The 17,899-nt window shown below is 62.7% G+C and carries 17 protein-coding genes; 3 read left to right on the forward strand and 14 right to left on the reverse strand.

The window, feature by feature from the left end:
* Positions 1-214: 214 nt before the first annotated feature.
* The 9 genes from mnhG to rnk form a co-directional block, all read right to left on the reverse strand.
* Entirely contained in the window at positions 215-670 is a 456-nt protein-coding gene (gene mnhG / locus NMG70_RS16950) for a monovalent cation/H(+) antiporter subunit G (protein WP_367185544.1), read from the reverse strand.
* On the reverse strand, positions 667-948 hold the full coding sequence (locus NMG70_RS16955; RefSeq protein ID WP_254025600.1) for a K+/H+ antiporter subunit F: 282 nt from the start codon (positions 946-948) through the stop codon (positions 667-669). The genes mnhG and NMG70_RS16955 overlap by 4 nt, the downstream gene beginning before the upstream one ends.
* Positions 945-1,430 (reverse strand): Na+/H+ antiporter subunit E, encoded by a 486-nt coding sequence (locus NMG70_RS16960; RefSeq protein ID WP_254025601.1) that lies wholly within the window; start codon positions 1,428-1,430, stop codon positions 945-947. The genes NMG70_RS16955 and NMG70_RS16960 overlap by 4 nt, the downstream gene beginning before the upstream one ends.
* A complete protein-coding gene (locus NMG70_RS16965) occupies positions 1,427-3,061 on the reverse strand; it encodes a monovalent cation/H+ antiporter subunit D (RefSeq protein WP_254025602.1) in 1,635 nt (544 codons plus the stop codon). The genes NMG70_RS16960 and NMG70_RS16965 overlap by 4 nt, the downstream gene beginning before the upstream one ends.
* Complete coding sequence (locus NMG70_RS16970) at positions 3,061-3,402, reverse strand: Na+/H+ antiporter subunit C (RefSeq protein WP_254025603.1); 342 nt, start codon at positions 3,400-3,402, stop codon at positions 3,061-3,063. The genes NMG70_RS16965 and NMG70_RS16970 overlap by 1 nt, the downstream gene beginning before the upstream one ends.
* A complete protein-coding gene (locus NMG70_RS16975) occupies positions 3,393-6,317 on the reverse strand; it encodes a monovalent cation/H+ antiporter subunit A (RefSeq protein WP_254025604.1) in 2,925 nt (974 codons plus the stop codon). The genes NMG70_RS16970 and NMG70_RS16975 overlap by 10 nt, the downstream gene beginning before the upstream one ends.
* 41 nt (positions 6,318-6,358) lie before the next feature.
* The gene (locus NMG70_RS16980; RefSeq protein ID WP_254025605.1) at positions 6,359-6,826 is read right to left on the reverse strand and encodes a GreA/GreB family elongation factor; all 468 of its coding nucleotides are present in this window, start codon (positions 6,824-6,826) and stop codon (positions 6,359-6,361) included.
* Between the two features lie 108 nt (positions 6,827-6,934).
* Positions 6,935-7,474 (reverse strand): GreA/GreB family elongation factor, encoded by a 540-nt coding sequence (locus tag NMG70_RS16985; RefSeq protein ID WP_254025606.1) that lies wholly within the window; start codon positions 7,472-7,474, stop codon positions 6,935-6,937.
* 146 nt (positions 7,475-7,620) lie between these two features.
* Complete coding sequence (rnk, locus tag NMG70_RS16990) at positions 7,621-8,070, reverse strand: nucleoside diphosphate kinase regulator (RefSeq protein WP_254025607.1); 450 nt, start codon at positions 8,068-8,070, stop codon at positions 7,621-7,623.
* A gap of 233 nt (positions 8,071-8,303) precedes the next feature.
* Between rnk and NMG70_RS16995 the strand changes: the two genes are divergently transcribed.
* The 3 genes from NMG70_RS16995 to NMG70_RS17005 all read left to right on the forward strand — a co-directional run bounded on the left by NMG70_RS16995 (position 8,304) and on the right by NMG70_RS17005 (position 12,038).
* Positions 8,304-9,116, forward strand: coding sequence for a PDDEXK family nuclease (locus NMG70_RS16995; protein WP_254025608.1), 813 nt, complete (start codon positions 8,304-8,306; stop codon positions 9,114-9,116).
* A 677-nt stretch (positions 9,117-9,793) separates the two neighbouring features.
* Positions 9,794-10,654 (forward strand): AraC family transcriptional regulator, encoded by an 861-nt coding sequence (locus tag NMG70_RS17000; RefSeq protein ID WP_254025609.1) that lies wholly within the window; start codon positions 9,794-9,796, stop codon positions 10,652-10,654.
* Positions 10,655-10,823: 169 nt separating this feature from the next.
* Positions 10,824-12,038: an aldo/keto reductase gene (locus tag NMG70_RS17005; protein ID WP_436798404.1), complete on the forward strand. Its 1,215-nt coding sequence runs from the start codon at positions 10,824-10,826 to the stop codon at positions 12,036-12,038.
* Between the two features lie 309 nt (positions 12,039-12,347).
* Here NMG70_RS17005 and NMG70_RS17010 read toward each other — a convergent pair whose 3' ends face one another.
* The 5 genes from NMG70_RS17010 to NMG70_RS17035 form a co-directional block, all read right to left on the reverse strand.
* Positions 12,348-12,914, reverse strand: coding sequence for a type II toxin-antitoxin system VapC family toxin (locus tag NMG70_RS17010; RefSeq protein ID WP_254025610.1), 567 nt, complete (start codon positions 12,912-12,914; stop codon positions 12,348-12,350).
* On the reverse strand, positions 12,904-13,188 hold the full coding sequence (locus NMG70_RS17015) for a hypothetical protein (RefSeq protein ID WP_254025611.1): 285 nt from the start codon (positions 13,186-13,188) through the stop codon (positions 12,904-12,906). The genes NMG70_RS17010 and NMG70_RS17015 overlap by 11 nt, the downstream gene beginning before the upstream one ends.
* Positions 13,189-13,552: 364 nt before the next feature.
* Positions 13,553-15,814, reverse strand: coding sequence for a 2OG-Fe(II) oxygenase (locus NMG70_RS17020; protein WP_254025612.1), 2,262 nt, complete (start codon positions 15,812-15,814; stop codon positions 13,553-13,555).
* A gap of 349 nt (positions 15,815-16,163) precedes the next feature.
* The gene (locus NMG70_RS17025; protein WP_254025613.1) at positions 16,164-16,634 is read right to left on the reverse strand and encodes a hypothetical protein; all 471 of its coding nucleotides are present in this window, start codon (positions 16,632-16,634) and stop codon (positions 16,164-16,166) included.
* A 127-nt stretch (positions 16,635-16,761) separates the two neighbouring features.
* Complete coding sequence (locus NMG70_RS17035; protein WP_301555160.1) at positions 16,762-17,238, reverse strand: helix-turn-helix domain-containing protein; 477 nt, start codon at positions 17,236-17,238, stop codon at positions 16,762-16,764.
* Positions 17,239-17,899: the final 661 nt, after the last annotated feature.

Genomic DNA, 17,899 nt, shown 5'->3' on the forward strand with positions numbered 1-17,899 from the left:
CGCCGGTGAAAATGAGCTCACGGCCTGCCGGCGGGGATGCAAAGGCCGGTAGCCTAAGCCCGGGACCAGCTCTGTCTGCCGGGGAAAGTGCATGCAGATCGCGGCCAGCACATGTGAGAGGAAAAACGGGTCGGCCGGAGAGGCAACAGGGAAACCCGCGGCCCTAAGCAGGACAACCAACGAAGTTCCGGCGTAGCGCAACCCGGACTCAGCTTCAGATCGGCGTCATAGGACGTACCTCCGGCGTTTGCGGATCGCGCGATGGCGATTCACCGGGGCCGTCGCTGCTTCTGTCGCGCGAGAGGCTGCCGCCGGGCGACCTTAGGAGCGAACGCGGAGGTACGTTGGCGTCTCCCTCTGTTCGGTCGCGGTAGAGAGCCGCGCGGGCGAGCAGCATGAGGGTGACCGGAGTGGTCGCGGTGATGAACACCCCGATTAGCAGCTCGTGTACGACCGGGCGCAGACCCAGCGCCGAGAAGCAGACGATAGACGCAAGCACGATGGCGCCCGTTCCCCAACTCGTCCCGAGCGTGGGCGCGTGCACCCGCTCGAAGAAGCTGCCGAACTGCAGCGTACCGATCGCTCCGAGGAGGGTCAGCCCGGCGCCGAGAACTACGAGCAGGGCTGTCAACACAGCCGCCCAGGCAGGCAGGTCCATGGCATGGGTCATTCGATCACCTCGCCGCGCATGAGAAACTTGGCGAGTGCGACGCTGGAAACGAAGCCGAGCACTGCGAGGATCAGAGCGGCCTCGAAGTAGACCTGGCTTCCCGTGCGAATGCCCACCGTAAGCGCCAGGAGCATGGCGCTCACATACATGGCGTCCAGGCAGAGCACCCGGTCCTGCGCGCGCGGTCCGCGAACCACCCTGTACGCGTAGCAGCCCATCGCGGCGACGAGCATGATTTGAGCGGCCGTGACGGACCACGGGAGAATGTTGGCGGTCATTCGAAGATCTCCATTAGCGATGCTTCGTAGCGGTTCTTGATCAAAGCGATCCATTCGTCTTTGTCGACCAGGTCGAGGACATGGATAAGAAGCACGCCGGTATCGTGGGCGTACTCGATCCATGCCGTCCCCGGTGTGCTGGTGACGATGCAGGCGAGCACGGCTAATCCCGTCTTGTCGCGGAGATCGAGCGGTATGGCTACGAAGCCGGCGACTCGATCACGGCGGCGGCCCCCGAGTATGATGCTGGCGACCGCCATGTTCGACCGCAGGATGTCCAGCGCCACGATGCCCGCAAGTCGCGGGATGAACTGCCAGCGTCTCAGTCTCGGTTTCGATGGCTGCAGCGCCGCCATCGCGCGCGAGGCCGCAACCGCGATGACGGCGCCCAGGAGGAATTGCCCGGGCGAAAAGGACGTCAGCAGCAGCCACGTCAGCAGCAGGGCTGCGGTCAGGAGTGGGTAGGGCAACACGCGGTTCATCTGACGTTGCTTCCAGTCATGCCCGTGCCCAGCACTCCTTGAATATAGCTCGCCGGATCGTGCAGGGAGCGGGCAGCTGCGTCCGTATAGCTGATCATAGCACCTCCCCCTACTGTCATCGCCAGGCAAAGAGCGAGGAGCGCGAGGATTGGCGCCACCTCAACCACCAGGACACGCGGGACGATAGACTCGAGCGGCGCCCAGAAGGTTCGTATGCCGGTCCGCATCATGGCGACCAGCGCCGCCAGACCGGACAGGATGACCAGCGCAACCAGCAGCCATGTGCGCACCGGGATTTCGCTCGGAGCACCCAGCCCATCCAGATTCAGCATGCCCGTTAGCATCGCGAACTTGGCGATGAAACCCGACAACGGCGGAAGCCCCGCGAGGAGGAGGGCGATGCATCCGAAGCAGATGCCGAGGACGGCCAGCGCACCCGGCATGGCGGCCCCAACCTCCTCGTCCTCATGCTCTTTGGCCCCATCCCCTTCCTCGCCATAGGCTTCAAGGGTAACGGCGAGCAGGTCGGCTCCGGGCTCTCGTGCGCGCTCCACGAGTTCAATCAACATGAAAAACGCCGCGGTGCTGATAGTCGAGCTGACGAGGTAAAACAGGGCTCCCGAGACCACCGTAGCGTCCCCCATGCCGACGGCCGCCAGCAGGGTCCCCGAGGAGATAAGAACGCTGTAACCGGCAAGCCTGCCCATCGCCTGAGAGGCGAGCACGCCAGACGTCGCAAAGACGAGAGTCGCTATGCCACCCCACAGCAGGGCGGTGCCCCCGAAACCAGTCAGTTCGCCAGCAGGGCTCCCGAAGAGCAGCAGCGAGAGACGAAGCAGCGCGTAGACACCGACCTTGGTGAGCACCACGAAGATGGCGGCGATCGGCGCCGCCGCGGCCATGTATGCAGAAGGCAGCCAAAATCCGAGCGGCCACATCGCGGCCTTGACAAGGAAGGCGATGCCCAGGACCGCCGCGCCAGCCTGAAGCAGCATTCGATCCTCGGCAGGGATGGCCGGCAAGCGTGCTGCCAGGTCAGCCATATTCAGCGTTCCGGTGACCCCATAAATCAGGCTGACGCCGATGAGGAAGAGAAGCGACGCCGCCAGGTTGATCGAAATATAGTGCAACCCGGACCGGACCCGAAACACGCCAGAGCCGTGAAGAAGCAAACCGTATGACGCCGCTAGCGTGACTTCGAAGAAGACAAAGAGGTTGAAGAGGTCTCCTGTCAGGAAAGCTCCTCCGAGCCCCATCAGCAGCAGTTGGAATAGAGTGTGGAAGTGCGGTCCCGCCCTGTGCCAACGCGCCAGCGAGAAGACCAAAGATGCCAGGGCGATGACGGCCGCCAATGCGAGCATCAACGCAGACAACCGGTCCAGCACGAGGACGATGGCAAAGGGTGCTGGCCAGTTTGCGACGGCATAGGAAGACGACAAGGCGCCGCTCCCGCCCGGAGCGCCATCTGCCATGCCCATCAGCTTCATGGCCACCCCGAGGAGCAACAGCATGGATGCGAGGCTGACCGTTGCCTTCAGCGTGTGCCGCGTCTCATCGACCAGGAGCAGCGCCGCGCCCGTGACTAGCGGCAGCAGGATCGGCACGACGAGCAGGTGCTGAGTCCAATCCATCAGCGCGACTCCCGCCCGTCGACGTGATCACTGCCGGTCAGACCGCGGGAGACAAGCAGGACCACAAGAAGGAGCGCGGTCGTGGCAAAGCCGATCACAATGGCGGTGAGAACCAGCGCCTGAGGAACCGGATCTGCGTAGTTGGACGGATTCCCTGTCCCGTCTGCTCCTAGCAAGGGTGCAGCCCCCACGCGCAGTCGGCCCATGCTGAAGATGAACAGGTTTACCGCATAGGAAAGCAGGGAGAGGCCTATGACGAGCTGGTAGGTGCGCGGGCGCAAGACCAGCCAGACCCCCGAGCCGGTGAGAACGCCAATGGCAATGGCGAGCGTCAGCTCCATTGTTGGCGCTCCTCCTGCTCACGCTCCTCTTCCAACCGGGCCGCGCGCAGGCGGCGGGTCGACTGGTGGGCGATAGCGATCAGCATCAGCACTGTGGCTCCGACCACGAGGCCGAACACGCCGAGGTCGAAAAGGGTCGCGCTTGCAAAAGGGACCTTCCCGATAAGCGGCAGCTCCACGTACCGGAAATACGAGGTGAGATACGCATCGCCGAATAGGGTTGAGGCGATCCCGGTCAAGGCCGCCATGAGAAGGCCGACGCCTATCCAGACGACGGGGAGGATCCGCAGCCTTTCCTCCACCCAGGCCGTTCCCGCCGCCATGTACTGCAGGATGAAGCCGGCCGCCATCGCCACGCCTGCCACGAAGCCTCCGCCGGGAGCGTCATGGCCGCGCAAGAGAAGATAGGCGGCCAGCACGATGATGACCGGGAACATCCATTGCATGATTACGGACGGCACATAGAGGTATTCGGCCGCGGTCGCGCCGGCCTCCCTGTTTGCTTCCGCCTCGTCATAGGATCGCTGGATGCGCTGCTGCTCGGGTCGTTCGATGCTGTCCGGCGCGGGGCGAAAGCGTCTCAGCAGCGCGAAGACAGTCAACGCGACAACCCCGAGGACCGTGATCTCTCCCAGTGTGTCGAAACCGCGAAAGTCGACGAGAATCACGTTGACGACGTTGCGACCGCCGCCTTCGCTGTAGGCCCTCTCAACGAAGAAGCCCGCGATCGAGTCGGGCCGCGTGCGCGTCATGATTGCGTAGGAGATCGCCGTCATCCCCGCGCCGGCAAGTACGGCAAGCGCAAGGTCACGAAGACGGCGCATTCGATCAAAGATGCCGCTTGGATCGAGCAGTGCTTTCGAGCGTTTCGGCAGCCACCGCAGGCCGAGCAGTATCAGGACAGTCGTGACGATCTCGACAACGAGCTGCGTCACGGCAAGGTCCGGCGCTGAAAGCCAGACGAAGGTCACGCAGGTCACCAGACCCGTGCTCCCTAGTAGTGCAAGTGCCGCGAGACGGTGGAACTTTGCCTGCTGCGCGGCACCGACCGCGCACACCATGCCGACGGCCCAAAGCCCCGCGAACGCGACATCTAGCGTTGCGTTGCCGCTTGTTCCAAAGCTCAGGCCTGACGCCAGGAGCGGGATGGCGCCGGCCGCAATTGCGGCTGTCACGAGCAGGCGCATCTGCGGCTGCAGTCGTCTTGTGCCGAAGACATCCTCGACAAGGCGCGCCCACCGCCACGAGATCGCGACGGTTACCCGTTCGAAGATGCGCTGGCCCTCGAACCGGCCGAACAGTGGGGGTTTTTCGGCTCGCTCAAGGTAATCCCCGGCCGCCAAATAGAGCAGCGCTCCCGCAGTCAGCGCAACCGCACTCATTGCCAGCGGCAGTGTGAACCCATGCCAGACCACGAGACTATATTCGGGCGTCGCGTCGCCCAGCACAGAGGACACGGCCGTGTGGAGGAAAGGCCCAATAGTCAAACCTGGAATGATGCCAACGAGGAGACACGCCAACACCAGGAACAGGACCGGAAACCGCATCCAGAACGGCGGCTCGTGCGGCGCGCGCGGAAAGCTCTCCGGAGGAGGCGCGCCGAGGAAGATCGAATGGATCAGGCGGATGGAATACGTGACCGCAAGCGCGCTTCCGAGCACGGCCGCATACGGCGCGATAGTGTCTACCCAGGAGTCGGCATGAGTCTCGACCGCTTCCGCGAAGAACATCTCTTTGGACAGGAAGCCGTTCAGCAGTGGGACGCCCGCCATGGCGGCACTTGCCACCATGGCCAGCGTGCCCGTGACCGGCATGTAGCGGAACAGGCCGGAGAGTCGCCGGAGATCCCGCGTCCCAGCCTCGTGGTCGATAATCCCGGCCGCCATGAACAATGACGCCTTGAAGGTGGCATGGTTGAGCATATGGAAAATCGCAGCGACCAGGCCGAGCGGACTGCCAAGGCTCAAGAGTAGTGCGATCAACCCCAAGTGGCTGATCGTGGAATAGGCCAGCAGTCCCTTGAGGTCCTGCTGGAACATGGCGAGATAAGCCCCGAGCACGAGCGAGATCATGCCCGCAAGGCCCACAATCACAAACCATTCCGGCGTGCCCGAGAGCACCGGCCATAGTCGTGCCATGAGGAACACTCCCGCCTTGACCATGGTCGCCGAATGGAGGAACGCCGATATGGGCGTCGGCGCGGCCATGGCGTTGGGCAGCCAGAAGTGGAAAGGGAATTGCGCGCTCTTGGTGAACGTACCGAGCAGGATCAGCAGGAGGGCCGGAACATACAGGTCATGGCGGCGTACCCGGTCGCCGGCAGCCAGAACGGCGTCGAGGTCGTAGCTGCCGACGATGTGGCCAACGACGAGAACGCCCGCCAGCAGCGCCAGGCCGCCGATGGCGGTTATCGTCAGCGCCATGCGGGCGCCGTCACGGGCCGCCTGACTATGATGCCAATAGCCAATGAGCAGGAACGAGAAGATGCTGGTGAGTTCCCAGAAAACGACCAGCAAAATCAGGTTGCCGGAAAGTACGACACCGAGCATCGAGCCCGTGAAGGCCAAGAAGAAAAAATAGAATCTGCGGACCGGATCCTCTGGCGAGATGTAATATCGCGCGTAGAGCACGACGAGGAAGCCTATGCCGCTGATCAGAGATGCGAAGATCCACGCGAAACCATCCATCCTCAGCGTGAACTCGAGACCAAGCGAGGGAACCCATTCGAGGCGATGCCTTACGATCCCTCCGCCGTGGACCGATGGATAGAGCGAAAGGGTCAAAGCGAGGCAAGCCGCCGTCGTCGCTCCTGCGAGCCAGGTCGCAGGCGTGCGCGAATCCGACGGAAGAAGAATTGACGCCAAGCCTGCCACGAATGGCAGGGCTATGATCACAAGTAGCGTGTAAAGCTCCATCACTCTCCTTGTGACTGGGCGGCACTACAGGGTTCTTTAAGCTATCGACTCCAATCCGCCAACGATCGAGACGATACTCGCGCAAAGGTTGGCTGGCGCGCGAGGCCGCTCGTTGCCGCACGGCCGACCGCGACCACCTCCACCCAAGGCGGCTCTCGAAGGGCGCTGCCGATCATGGGCATGGGGCGGCCTGTAGACAGCCCCAGCAGCGTGATTCCGACCGGCGTGGTCACGGATATCTCCGCAGGCGGCCACATCCTGTCTTCGGGATGAATCAGGTACTGCTGTTCAGCACGCTCAGCGCCATCGATCCTGTAGGTAACGAGGCGGTCGGGGGCCGCCGTCCCTTCCGGGATGTCATCCGGCTCGCGCAATTCCGCGCGGCCAAGCTCTTGCAGCAGGGCAGCAGCCAGCGGATGCGACTGTTCGACAAGTGAACGCGCGATCCTCTGCAGGCGCTTGTGGTCGCCTTTAGACAATGTGACGGGGGGCAGATTCGGCTTGTTCATCACTTCGCCTCCGGCTGGGATAGAGAAACCCGTTTGCTCCAGATGCCCTCTCTTGCTCGAAACGGCAGCCGAGGGACGGCCCATGTGGGCCCGCCCCTCGGGCCGACGTCACGCTGCGGAGGGCCCTGGATCGTCGAAACCGTCCGGTCCGATACGCTCCAGCCGGGGCTGGTCGTGGATGGCGCCACGGATCAGCTTCAGCGACGGCTCGCGCTGTGCTGGAGCGGAGAAGTTGGCCAAAGCTTCTCTTTCGCGTCGCGCTGCTTCCGGCTGGTACTGCACCTTTTGGAGCAAGACTCGCTCCTCTCGCCCTTCGTGGTCTGGCAGAAGGAAGTCCTGACCCGCGGTGAGTCCAAGCAGGGCCAGCGCTCTCGGCGTGGTGATCGGCAGGAACAGGCCGGCTGCCCCGTTCATGCGGTCGTGCGAGAGAATGCGCGTATCGGGGTCGCGTCCATCAACCCTGAACGTAACGCGGCTGCTGAGCGTCGCTACGTCAACGGGAACGTCATCGCGGAGGACCACCAGGGCACTCTCGATTTTCCTCTTCAGGATCGGTGCCAGCGGGTCATCCCTGCCCAGGCAGCGTTCGCGCATGACCTCGAGGATGGTGAGATCTTTCGTGGTGAGAATACAGGTTTCGGTCGACATCGCAGTTCTCCATCGCTCCTTGCTGGGAGCGGTTGCATTGAAACGGAACGGAGAATCCCCTGGCCGCCCTTGGCGGCGCAGGGGTTACGATCCTGCGATGAGGCAGCCTCCGAAGAGCGAGAGGCGGCAGGGCGGCCGGACCTTCGTCATGTCGCCGGCCGCAGGTCGATGGCGGCTGGTTGCGCCGAAGGCTGAATCGGAGCCTCGATGGATTCCACCTTCAGGCGATGGATACGCCCGTCACGAGCGGTCCAGTCGATTGACTGCCCCGCCGATAGGCCGATCAGCGCCGCGCCAATGGGCGTGAGGATCGAGATCTTGCCTTCTGCGATATCCGCTTCGCCGGGGAAGACCAGCGTCACGCGCATGTCTTCACCAAGATCGCTCGTGAAGCGCAAGGTCGAGCCCATGCGAACCGTCTCCGAGGCGATCCGCCCATCTCCCACGACACGCGCGCGGTCGAGTTCGGCCAGAAGTTCATCCGCGACATCAGGCATTCTCAAGGCATAGGATTGAGCCAGACGCGACAGCCGCTCGTAATCGGAGCGCGTTATCGAAATCGCCGGCTTGCGCTGTCTCTTGTTATGGGGAGCCATCTCGGCCTCCTAAAGAATTCCACCGCCGTGCGCAGCGCGCCCGGGGTATTGATTTTCGTCATTGGATTGGTGTCGCCGTGTGAGGCTCGTGGCGTCCCGGAGTACGGGAGCAGGAAGCCTATGCCCCGCGGCCGGATCGCGACGCGACCGAGCCGGGGGTTAGTTGCCCGCGATGGGACACACCCGTGTAAGGAAAAGTGTGAAGCGCTCGGTCGACATGCTGGGAACTTGGGGTGGCGAGGACGGAAAGTCAAGCCTCCCGGAAATCGCCGACGACGACGCCGGCGCTCGATCGCGGGCGCCCCGTCGGCGTGACCGTTAACCCGGTTGCAATGTTCATCCCGAGCGATGGCGAACGCCCATCGTTCTTCAAGCGTTCACGCCTTCACGCTGGCGAGGGAGCGCACAACGAGAAGGGGTTGCAGTCGCTGCTTTTCGAGAGTCCCGAACTGGTGATCCTCGATCGTATGGATGCCGATGCAGGCAATTTCGTTCCGATCGTCCGCGAGCTTCCGCTGACCCGCTTAGGCGGTGTCGTCTTCCTGGAGATTCTTGGAGTCAGCCGAACAGGACGCCTGGTCCTGATCGAGTGCAAGCTCTGGCGCAATCCTCAGGCGCGCCGGGAGGTAATCGCCCAAACGCTGGAGTATGCCGCGTTCACGCGCGGACTGACCTATGGAGACCTGACAGCCAAGGTGAGGCAAAGCACGGGAAATCACTTATCTCTCAACCCGATTTACGATCTCGCGAAGCAGCGTTGGCCCGAGCTCGACGAAAGCACTTTCGTCGATGCAGTGTCACGCTCTCTCGATCTCGGAGATTTCTATTTGATCGTGGCAGATGACGGCATCCGATCCGACCTTCACGCGATCTCGGACCATCTTAATTCGTCCGGTTTGGCAGCAGCCCGATTTTCCTTGCTGGAGATTCAACTCTGGAAAGATAGCCAGGATCGCACGTTCATCGTTCCTTCCATTCCCGTCCGGACTGAGGTCATTCGCCAGCGCGTCCTGATGACCGATGCGGGGCCGCCCCCTGCGCGTTGAGGATGAGAGTGACGACAGCATCGAATCAAACGAACAGGTGATCGATCCCGAACAGGCGATGGCGCGGAAATCCAACCGCCTGTTCTGGCAGGCATTCATTGACTCGGTGCAGTTCGATCGATTACCGCCTATAGAAGCAAGGACAAGATCGGGCTCTTTATGGCGCTATCGGGGGAAACAGATTTCGCATTTTACGAGTGGCTCTTAAGCCAAGCGGACGCTGCCCGACAGGAGAGCGGCTTGGATCTTCAGTTTGAGACGGGCCAGACCGGGTCGAATGAGGGTAAGGTAAGCACCACCGTCTCAAGGGCGGCGGTTGCCGATGAAGTCGCACAGCAACACTGGCTGCGAGATACCTCAAACAAGCTCGTCACGCCCTTCGTCCATTAATTTCCCGTTGGTCCGAGCAACCAAAGTAAGAAAACAGCGGCCGCATGGGTTTCAGATTGGATCGATAAACCCGCGATCCCGCGGCCTTCTCGACTCTTCAGGAGGCGCATTTGGTCGCTCTCTTGTCGGTCGCCGCGCCGTGGGCAATTTGTTTGGCACGGCAGCCAATCTGCCGTCTTGGGAGAAAGGCCGCGGACGAAAAAATGCCGCAAATCAGCGGCGTATTTTAGCCGCGGAGCCGCTCAGGCGGCCGTTTTCGCCCACACATCAGCGGGAAAAGCCGAAGGATGACGAGCCGCGCACAACCCGAGATCATCCGCCGGGAAAGCAAGACCTTCCGATTGGCGCATTGCCTTTTGCCGGCATGGCGCGACGGCGAGATCGAGTCGGAGTCGGCGCCCGGGTCGATCGGCATGGCTTTCACAGGCCAGGCGGCTGCCGTTGTGCGCGTAGCCGGTGGCACTGCAAGGCCGCGGCCCGTGCTGCCTATGACAATCGGGCTTGGCGGCGACACGCCGATCGCCTGGTTGGAGACGGACTCTCCCTCCGACGTTCTGGAAATCACCGGGGCGTCCGGGCTGCGCCGCGAGATGGCGCGGGACATGCGAGTCGAAAGCCACGCCGATCTCGACGACGTGCATGGCTGGCAGGACCCGATCATCCAGGCGGTCGCGACCAGGCTGCGCGCCGCCCTGCGCGGCTGGATATCGATGTCGGACATGGAGGCCGAGACACTGGTTCGCGCCGCCTATGCTCAAGTGCTGCGGCGGCACTTCGGTGGCCGCGATCGTATCCCGCGAACGCTTGACGCGCGGCGGCGTCAGCGTGTGGTGGAACTGGTGCTGGACACCGCCGACAAACCGCTGACCCTTGGAGATCTTGCCGAGGCGGCCGCACTCAGCCCGTTTCACTTCGCGCGCAGTTTTGCCAACACCTTCGGCATGCCGCCGCATCGCTTTGTAACGGCAAGTCGGCTGGATCGAGCGTTTCACGCTCTGCGGTCGACCCAGGCAACCGTGCCGCAGGCGGCTGCGGCTGCGGGGTTCTCGAACCTGCATCATTTTCGTCAACTGTTCCGGCGGCAGTACGGCGTGCCGCCATCAGACATAGGCAGGCAGGCGCGGGCTCAGTCGATCCGGCACCGATAGGCTTCGGGCGACAGCTTCGCCTCAAGCCGGCGAGCCACGAAGTGAGCAAGAATCGACCCTGTCGGTGGCGCCGGCCGTGCCTATCTTCAGCAAACCACCCTTTGAGGCCGGCGACCGCACCGAGCATCCGCGTCGGCCCCATGGCCTATCCCAAGCCAAGGATCGTGACATGACGAAATCTCACCGAACCAACCAGTCTCCCTCAAACAACCGGTCTCCCTCGAACATTGACAACCCGCAGCGGCGGCAATTTCTGGCGTCGGCAGCTTTTCTCGGCGTTGCGCCCTGGCTGCTGTCCTCGCTTGGCGAAGCGGCGGCGCAAACGGCCAGCCCGCAACCCGCGAGCCAGCGCCGCAAGCTGGGCGCCCTCGAAGTGTTTCCCGTGGGGCTCGGATGCCAGTGGAAACCTGGCCAGGGCGACGGCACCGCCCAGGATTATTTCGGCAGCCGCATAGATCGCTCCGCCGCCGTTGCGCTTATCAGGCGCGCGGTGGACCAAGGCGTCACCCTCATCGATACGGCGGAAGTGTATGGACCCTTCCTTTCGGAGGAGATCGTTGGCGATGCGCTGCAGGGGCTGCGCGAGACCGTCGTTCTGGAGAGCAAGTTCGGGTTCAACGTCGATCTTGAGACCGGCAAGATCGGAGAGGGCCTGAACAGCCGGCCCGAGCACATCAAGCGCGCCGTCGAAGGCAGCTTGCGCCGCCTGCGCACCGACCGCATCGACTTGCTCTACCAGCACCGCGTCGACCCGCGGGTGCCGATCGAGGACGTCGCCGGCGCGGTCAAGGATCTCGTCGCCGAGGGCAAGGTTCTGCATTTCGGGCTCTCTGAGCCGGGACTGGAGACCATCCGACGCGCGCACGCGGTTCTGCCGCTCGCCGCCATCCAGAACGAATATTCGATGGTCTGGCGTGGTCCCGAGGCCGACGTGCTGCCTCTGTGCGAGGAACTGGGCATCGGCTTCGTGAGCTGGGCTCCGCTGGGCTATGGTTTCCTGACCGGCACGATTACGGCAGAAACCCGCTTTGGCGACGACCCCGGGCGAGACTTCCGCGCCTGGGTCCCCCGCATGGCTGAGGATGCCTTGGCGGCCAATATGGCGCTCGTCGATGTCGTGCGGACGTGGGCGCAACGCAAGGAGGTCAAACCCGCCCAGCTGGCGCTGGCCTGGCTGCTGGCACAGAAGCCGTTCATCGTGCCGATCCCGGGTACAACGAAGGCCGCCCATCTCGACGAGAACATTGCGGCCGCTGCCATCACCTTTACCGGGGACGAGCTGCACGAGCTCAATGCTGCCGTGGCTGCGGTCAAGATCGAAGGCGCTCGGCTTCCTCTCCCGGTTCTCGCAATGTCCGGCGTGGAGGCCCCTCCCAAGGCTTAGTCCGGGTGACCGCCTGCCCGTCAAATAGCTAGACTATACATAGCTAGACTATACATGGCTGCACGAACCCTGACTGACGAACGAGCGGCCAATAGGACGTGAGAGCAGGCATAACGCCTTTCCTCGCTTATGGTGAATGCACCTGAGTGGTGGAATAGCGAATCTAGATTGGCCCACTTCAATGCGAAATTGACCATTAGCGGGACTTTGGTGGGCCCGGAGGGCGTGCTCGAAATATTGCCACGAGACCGAAATTCCCAGCTACTTCTCAGCTGCAACACATATCGACAACCGATAGACTCAAATCGGCTACCCCTGCTCATAGAAAAGAACACGACCCACTGGCAGAAGCTGATCGAAATAGTCGAAGTCGCGCACATTGCGTGTGAGAACGATCCAGCCGCGTTCCAGCGCTTGGAGATATAAGCTCGCATCGTTCAGCAGGGTTGGGCTCTCGCCGCGGGCAGCGCCTGACAGACGCATCACCAAGCCGGCTAGCATTCCGGCCTCGCCCATGGCGGTCTCCGATGGGGAAAAGAGCCGGTGGCCGGGTATGTCTTCGAGGGTGCGCCGGATTTCGCGTAACACGGTCTTCGTGGCCGGGTGCAACGGATCGAGGCGGCCGAACAGGTGCGTCAGCTCAGCCAGGCAAACGGTGGAGTGATTGACAATCCGGGTCTCAAGCAGTTCGTCCACGCTTACGGGAGAGCGCCCTTGGAGTACGTCGATATAGACGCAGGTATCGAGCAACAGCTCAAGGCCCGCTGAAATCGGCTTCCGAAGAATAGGCAGATCGGCGGCCGAGCGGCGTTGGAGAGTATCTGTGGTGCGTTGCGGCTTGATCCGCCGCAGCGCACGGGACAGATCAAAACTCAAGGTCGATTTCTTTCGCGACCCGGCCCTTCCGGCGGACGAACTTCACCCCAAAGTCGTCCTCAAGCGCGACCTTCGCTAAAGCGTATTCCAGTAGTTCTGTATCGGTGGTAATGCCGGACTTTTCCTTGGCAGCCGCTATGAGGTGGCGTCGGATCCGGCCGCCGATCCGGCCATTCTCGCCCTCAAGCAACCCGAGCTGCCGCGCCGTATCAATGACCGTTCGCCGCCGCAGACTTGCCTGAATCGGTGGAGTTTCATGGGACGACTTCAGCATCAGAGATCTCCTTGTTAGACAAAATAGCGATTCTGGCCAACAGATTCAAGATGCGGACTGTTGATCCGCGCTCACCGCCGCGCCTGCAGCAGTTCGGACTGGTTTGAACCTCCCCCTGAAGACTGATCCGGAGCGGCCCTTCATCATTGCGGCTGTCGTCCGGACTCTCCCGCAACCGCTTGTCCGTGTCGCCGATCTTCCAGATCGCGTCGCGTCCCGACGACTACGTCAATGGAACTCACATAGCCCTTTGCGCAGGCGCCGCCTCCGCAGGCTTGATGATTCGACTTGCAAGTGGAGTCCGTTTCTTCCGACTCATCGCCCTGTGGCCAGATTTGCTGTTCCAGCAAACGCGGGCAAGCCTTCATCCGCCCAGCGCCGATACATGTTCCAGATCCTGCCGGCGCTGTTTCGCGCGTCGTTCGTAACTGGCCTGGTTCTTGGTCGCGATCAACGTGTGCGGGCTGCCGCGCCTTTCGGTGGCGAGGTCAAGGTCGCACGCGGCGTTTCGGACGCTCTCCTCGACGTGGGTCCGCCGGTTCTGGGCCGCCCTCAGGCGCCATTGCTGTTGATTTGGGTCGATCAGAAATGCGCCCAGTGCGCGACAGTCGTCGCATGTGCATTTGAGCGGGTTGGTCCGCGACCAGTCCCGCGGGGTCTCCAGCGGCAGCGCGATGCGACCGCGCAGATGGTCGAGAGCCGCCTCACGCAGCCGGCCGATCGCCGGCCATGCCGTGCTCTCCCCCCGCTTGGCGAAGGCCAGTGCCGCCGGGACCAGCACCGCGTCCGGCGTGTAGGTCCGGGGCCAGGCCAGCAAGTGCTCGATCGCGCGCGCCGCAAGCCCGGCGTCGATCTTGCTCGTCGCCGTCAGGAGATCGACGACGAAGTCAGGCCGTACGGACGCAGGTCGCGTCCAGGGGTCGAGCTTGGCACGCTTTGCCGGGTCGCCCGGTAAGACATCGATCAAGGCTGCGCCGATCTTCGCGGCGTCGCCAATGGAGTCGGTGGTCGCCGCTACGCAACGCAGCAGCAAGTCGCCGCAGGCGCCGAGATGGGCCGCGGCATTGCGTCTGACGATCTCGACCAGCAAGTCCGTGGCCCGCCGTCGGGGAAGAAGCGCGGCGGCACGCACGATGGCGTCGTTATCGGACGCGGCGTAGTGGCCGTTGGCCGACAACTCCGCGACAAATTCGTCGATGCGCGCCGCATTCCTCAGCCGGACCTGCAAGTCGAGCATCCGACCGGCATCGGTATCGTCCTCCCTGCGCCATGTCTCACGGGACCAGGAGCTCAGCATGTATCTGGAAAGCTCGTCAGCCTCTCGCCATAACTGCGACCTGATCTCGGTGTTGCTCGTCTCCCAACGCCTGACCAAGTCTTCAAGATGCGGCAGCGTTGCCCCGAGGCCGGCCTGGTTAAGCACCGCGAGCCGCCGCGCGCGCGGCCACAGCGCCAGACCGGCGCGGCGATAGGTACGGTCGAAAGAGGCGCCCTCGTTGCCCGTCGCCTCGTGGAAATGCTGCTCGTCGGGCCTCTGATCTTCGAACGCATCGGGCGGACAGAGTTCCTCCTCATCGAATGGAAAGTCGTGAAACCCGACCTCGCCGCCGTCCGGACGCCGCCACGCTGACAGGGTCAGCGAGCGGTCGAAAACCTCCGCTACTTCGAATTCTTCATCGCCCTCGTCGTCTCGATCCCAGCGCCTGCGGCGATAATTGCCGGTGTGCTCGGCGCTGCCGCTCTCCTCGATCGATACCAGGACAAGATGGAGATCGCACTCCGCCGCCGCTGCCGCCTCGATCAACACCGACGCCACGCCCGCATCGGCCCCCTTGAGGGCGTCGAACGACAGCTCCGCCGGCGTGTAGGCATGCTCGAGCGGCACGATCAACTTGTCGGGCTCGTCCTCCGCGCCAGCCCACCCGCGCAGCAGGTCCGCGACGTGCGCCTCGACCGCGCGATAGTCGGGCGCCCGCAGCGAGCGTCTCTTGCCGAGGAAGCGCAAATTATAGACGAGGATCAGGCGATGTCCGGTGATGACCGGGCGCACTTCATGCAAGCAGTCTGCATAGAAGGCGGCGAAACCAATTTCCGACGGATCTTCGGGGTGCAGATCGAACATCACCTCTCGACCCAGGTGCCGCACGACCAGCTCGCCGCCACGATGAGCAGAGGGAAGCACGATCACCAGGGTCGCGAACATGCCGGGCGTCTTTTCGGTGTCCCGGTGATTAAGGAAGAAGCTGCCGGCGTCATAGACGAGAAGCTTGTAGAAGTCCGCCTCGACTGGCTCTTCGACGCCAAGGCCGCGGGCCGCGTCGGTTACGAGCTCGGCCAGCGTCGTCTCCCAACTTCGCCCGCCGATCTGGATCCTGCGCGGGTCGATCTGCCAGGTTCTGCGCACGTCGCGATCGAGCACCGTTTCCTCGCCGCGTCCATGGGGTGCCGCCTCGGCTACGGCGACCAGTCGCTCAGCCTGCGCCGCCGGAAGCGGGAAGGCGATCCTGCCCACGCCCTCCACGTCGATCGTCGGCATGAAGATTTCGCGCAGGCCACCGACGCAGAAGTCGCCGGGGCGCTCGACCGAGCGCAGGCAATCAGGCAGGGCGGCGGCGATCGACGACATGAGTACTCCCGACAGTCTGGAAAATGAACACAACGCATGGAAAACCTTACCTAGACCCGGCGCGTCGGCCTCTCAAGAAATTTGCACAGCAAGACACCCGATACTTGTCGTTGCGCTTTATCTGAGAAATGGCCCTTCTCGTTCATCCGCCGACGACGACCCTCCCTATATCAATCTAGTCGTCACAAAGCCCTCGCCGCCAACTAGGCGTTCTGTCATGCGGCGCCACACCACGGCAGCTCGTGCAGCAGGCATTGCGGAAGCGACTATGATGCGCACTTCGAGAATGTCGAATGGTCCGGCAAATCGCCTTCCAGGCCGAGCTGGCAAAAGCCACCGCAAGGCCGGTTCAGATGGTGGCCAAAACCGAGGTCCAGTCCGACCTCAAGGCCTGGTGCATCAGGTCACGCACATCGGCAAAGTAGCTGGGGTCGACATAGCACACCGGTAGGGCCTTGGAACCATGAGACGTCTTGCCATTGAATTCCCTCTCCGCGCGTGTCCGGCTCGGATAGAGCACCTGGCCGAACTGAAGAATCGGCATGATGACGATCCCCCAAACGACCGCATAGAACAGGGGCCCGATCGGCGCATGCGTCGGCAAAAGATCGCCGAAGCGCAGCACGAGGTTGAGGGCGAGGATGTAACCCACGCCAACGATTGGCGCCTTGTTGTCGTAGGAACGCGCCACAGTTTGTGCTTCCTGAAGCGCGGCGAGGAGCATCTTGTCGGCATACTCGCGTGTAATCTCGCCTGGTCCGGCATACATGCCGGCATCCGATCTCAGAAAGCGGTCGACAAGAGAGGAGGTTTCCGGCATGGCAAGCCCCTTTCTCAATGCTGGGGGGCGAGAATGGGCATTGCCGGAACGTCAGGCGCTGCTACAGGTTCATGCTTTTCCCGAATGCCGTTTACGGCGACATAAAGGGCCGGGAGGAAGACGAGCGTCAGTACAGTCGCGACGGCGAGCCCGCCGACAATGGCGTAGGCCATTGGCCCCCAGAACACGTCGTGCATGATCGGGATAACGCGCGCCGCTCCGATGGTGGCGCTTTCCCGACGTGCTGCAAGGCTTCTTGAAAAAAATCGAGGTCGGCCGCCTGCTGTCCGACGAGACGTTCCAGTTCGCCGATCCGAGCCAATGCTTTCGAAAGCTCGTCAAGCGCTTCCGACGGCAATGCCGGCGCTGCACCGCCCGGGTCATGCGCCTCACCCAGCCGGCGTGCCGCTCGCGGCGGACCCACGCCACCGCGCAGAGCTGCTGGCCCGCCTGCACGAAACTGCTTCTGCCATTGATAGAGACCTTTGCGAGAGATGCCGAGCTCCCGCGCCAACTTGCTCACGTTGGCGCCTGCAGCCATGCGTTGCACCGCAGCTATCTTGAAATCGCCACTGAACCGCCGCCCCGGGTCTTCTTTCCTCATCAGCTCTCCTTAATGGAGAACTGTTACCCTTCTCGTGTCTCAGAATCGGGGTGCACTACACCATGTCTCTTGAATGAACTGTCACCCATCTCTCGGGAACGGCAATCTACGCCAGAGTGCGATATTGCCCGCCACCTTGCGATTTTTCCCAACACTTCGATCCGATTCGCTTCTGCTCAATGGCTGGCAAACTGCAGAGAAGGTGATCGAAGTCAGAGTAAGTTAGCTTCGCGCCCTGCCCTCGCCTAAGCCTGCAAAGTGCTCATCGTAGATTCGGCCAGGCATCGCGAAAAGACATGCACACAGCGGGATTGCCATGAAGCGGCTCGGGCTCGTTGGAAAGCGCCAAGAGCACGACCGGCGACCGATACGGGATGAACTCGATCGGCTGATCGCGCATTTCGACGCAAATCCTTGTCAGATTGCACCAATTGGCCGGATCATCCGCTTCGCGGCTTCGACGGCGATGCGGCAGGAGGAAATCTGCAGGTGAGTTGGTCGGACCTGGAAAGCCGGACCCGGATCATCCTCACGAGCTGACTGCCCGGAGCCCTGCTCTGCGACAACAAAGTCGCGCCATCTGCCGATGTTCCCGAGGTCTCTTCAAAGCCGACATTCGCTCTACATTTGCCTCGCACGAGGCTGGCAAGCTGTATGCGGA

The sequence above is a fragment of the Mesorhizobium ventifaucium genome, assembly GCF_935822925.1.
Classification (GTDB): domain Bacteria; phylum Pseudomonadota; class Alphaproteobacteria; order Rhizobiales; family Rhizobiaceae; genus Mesorhizobium; species Mesorhizobium ventifaucium.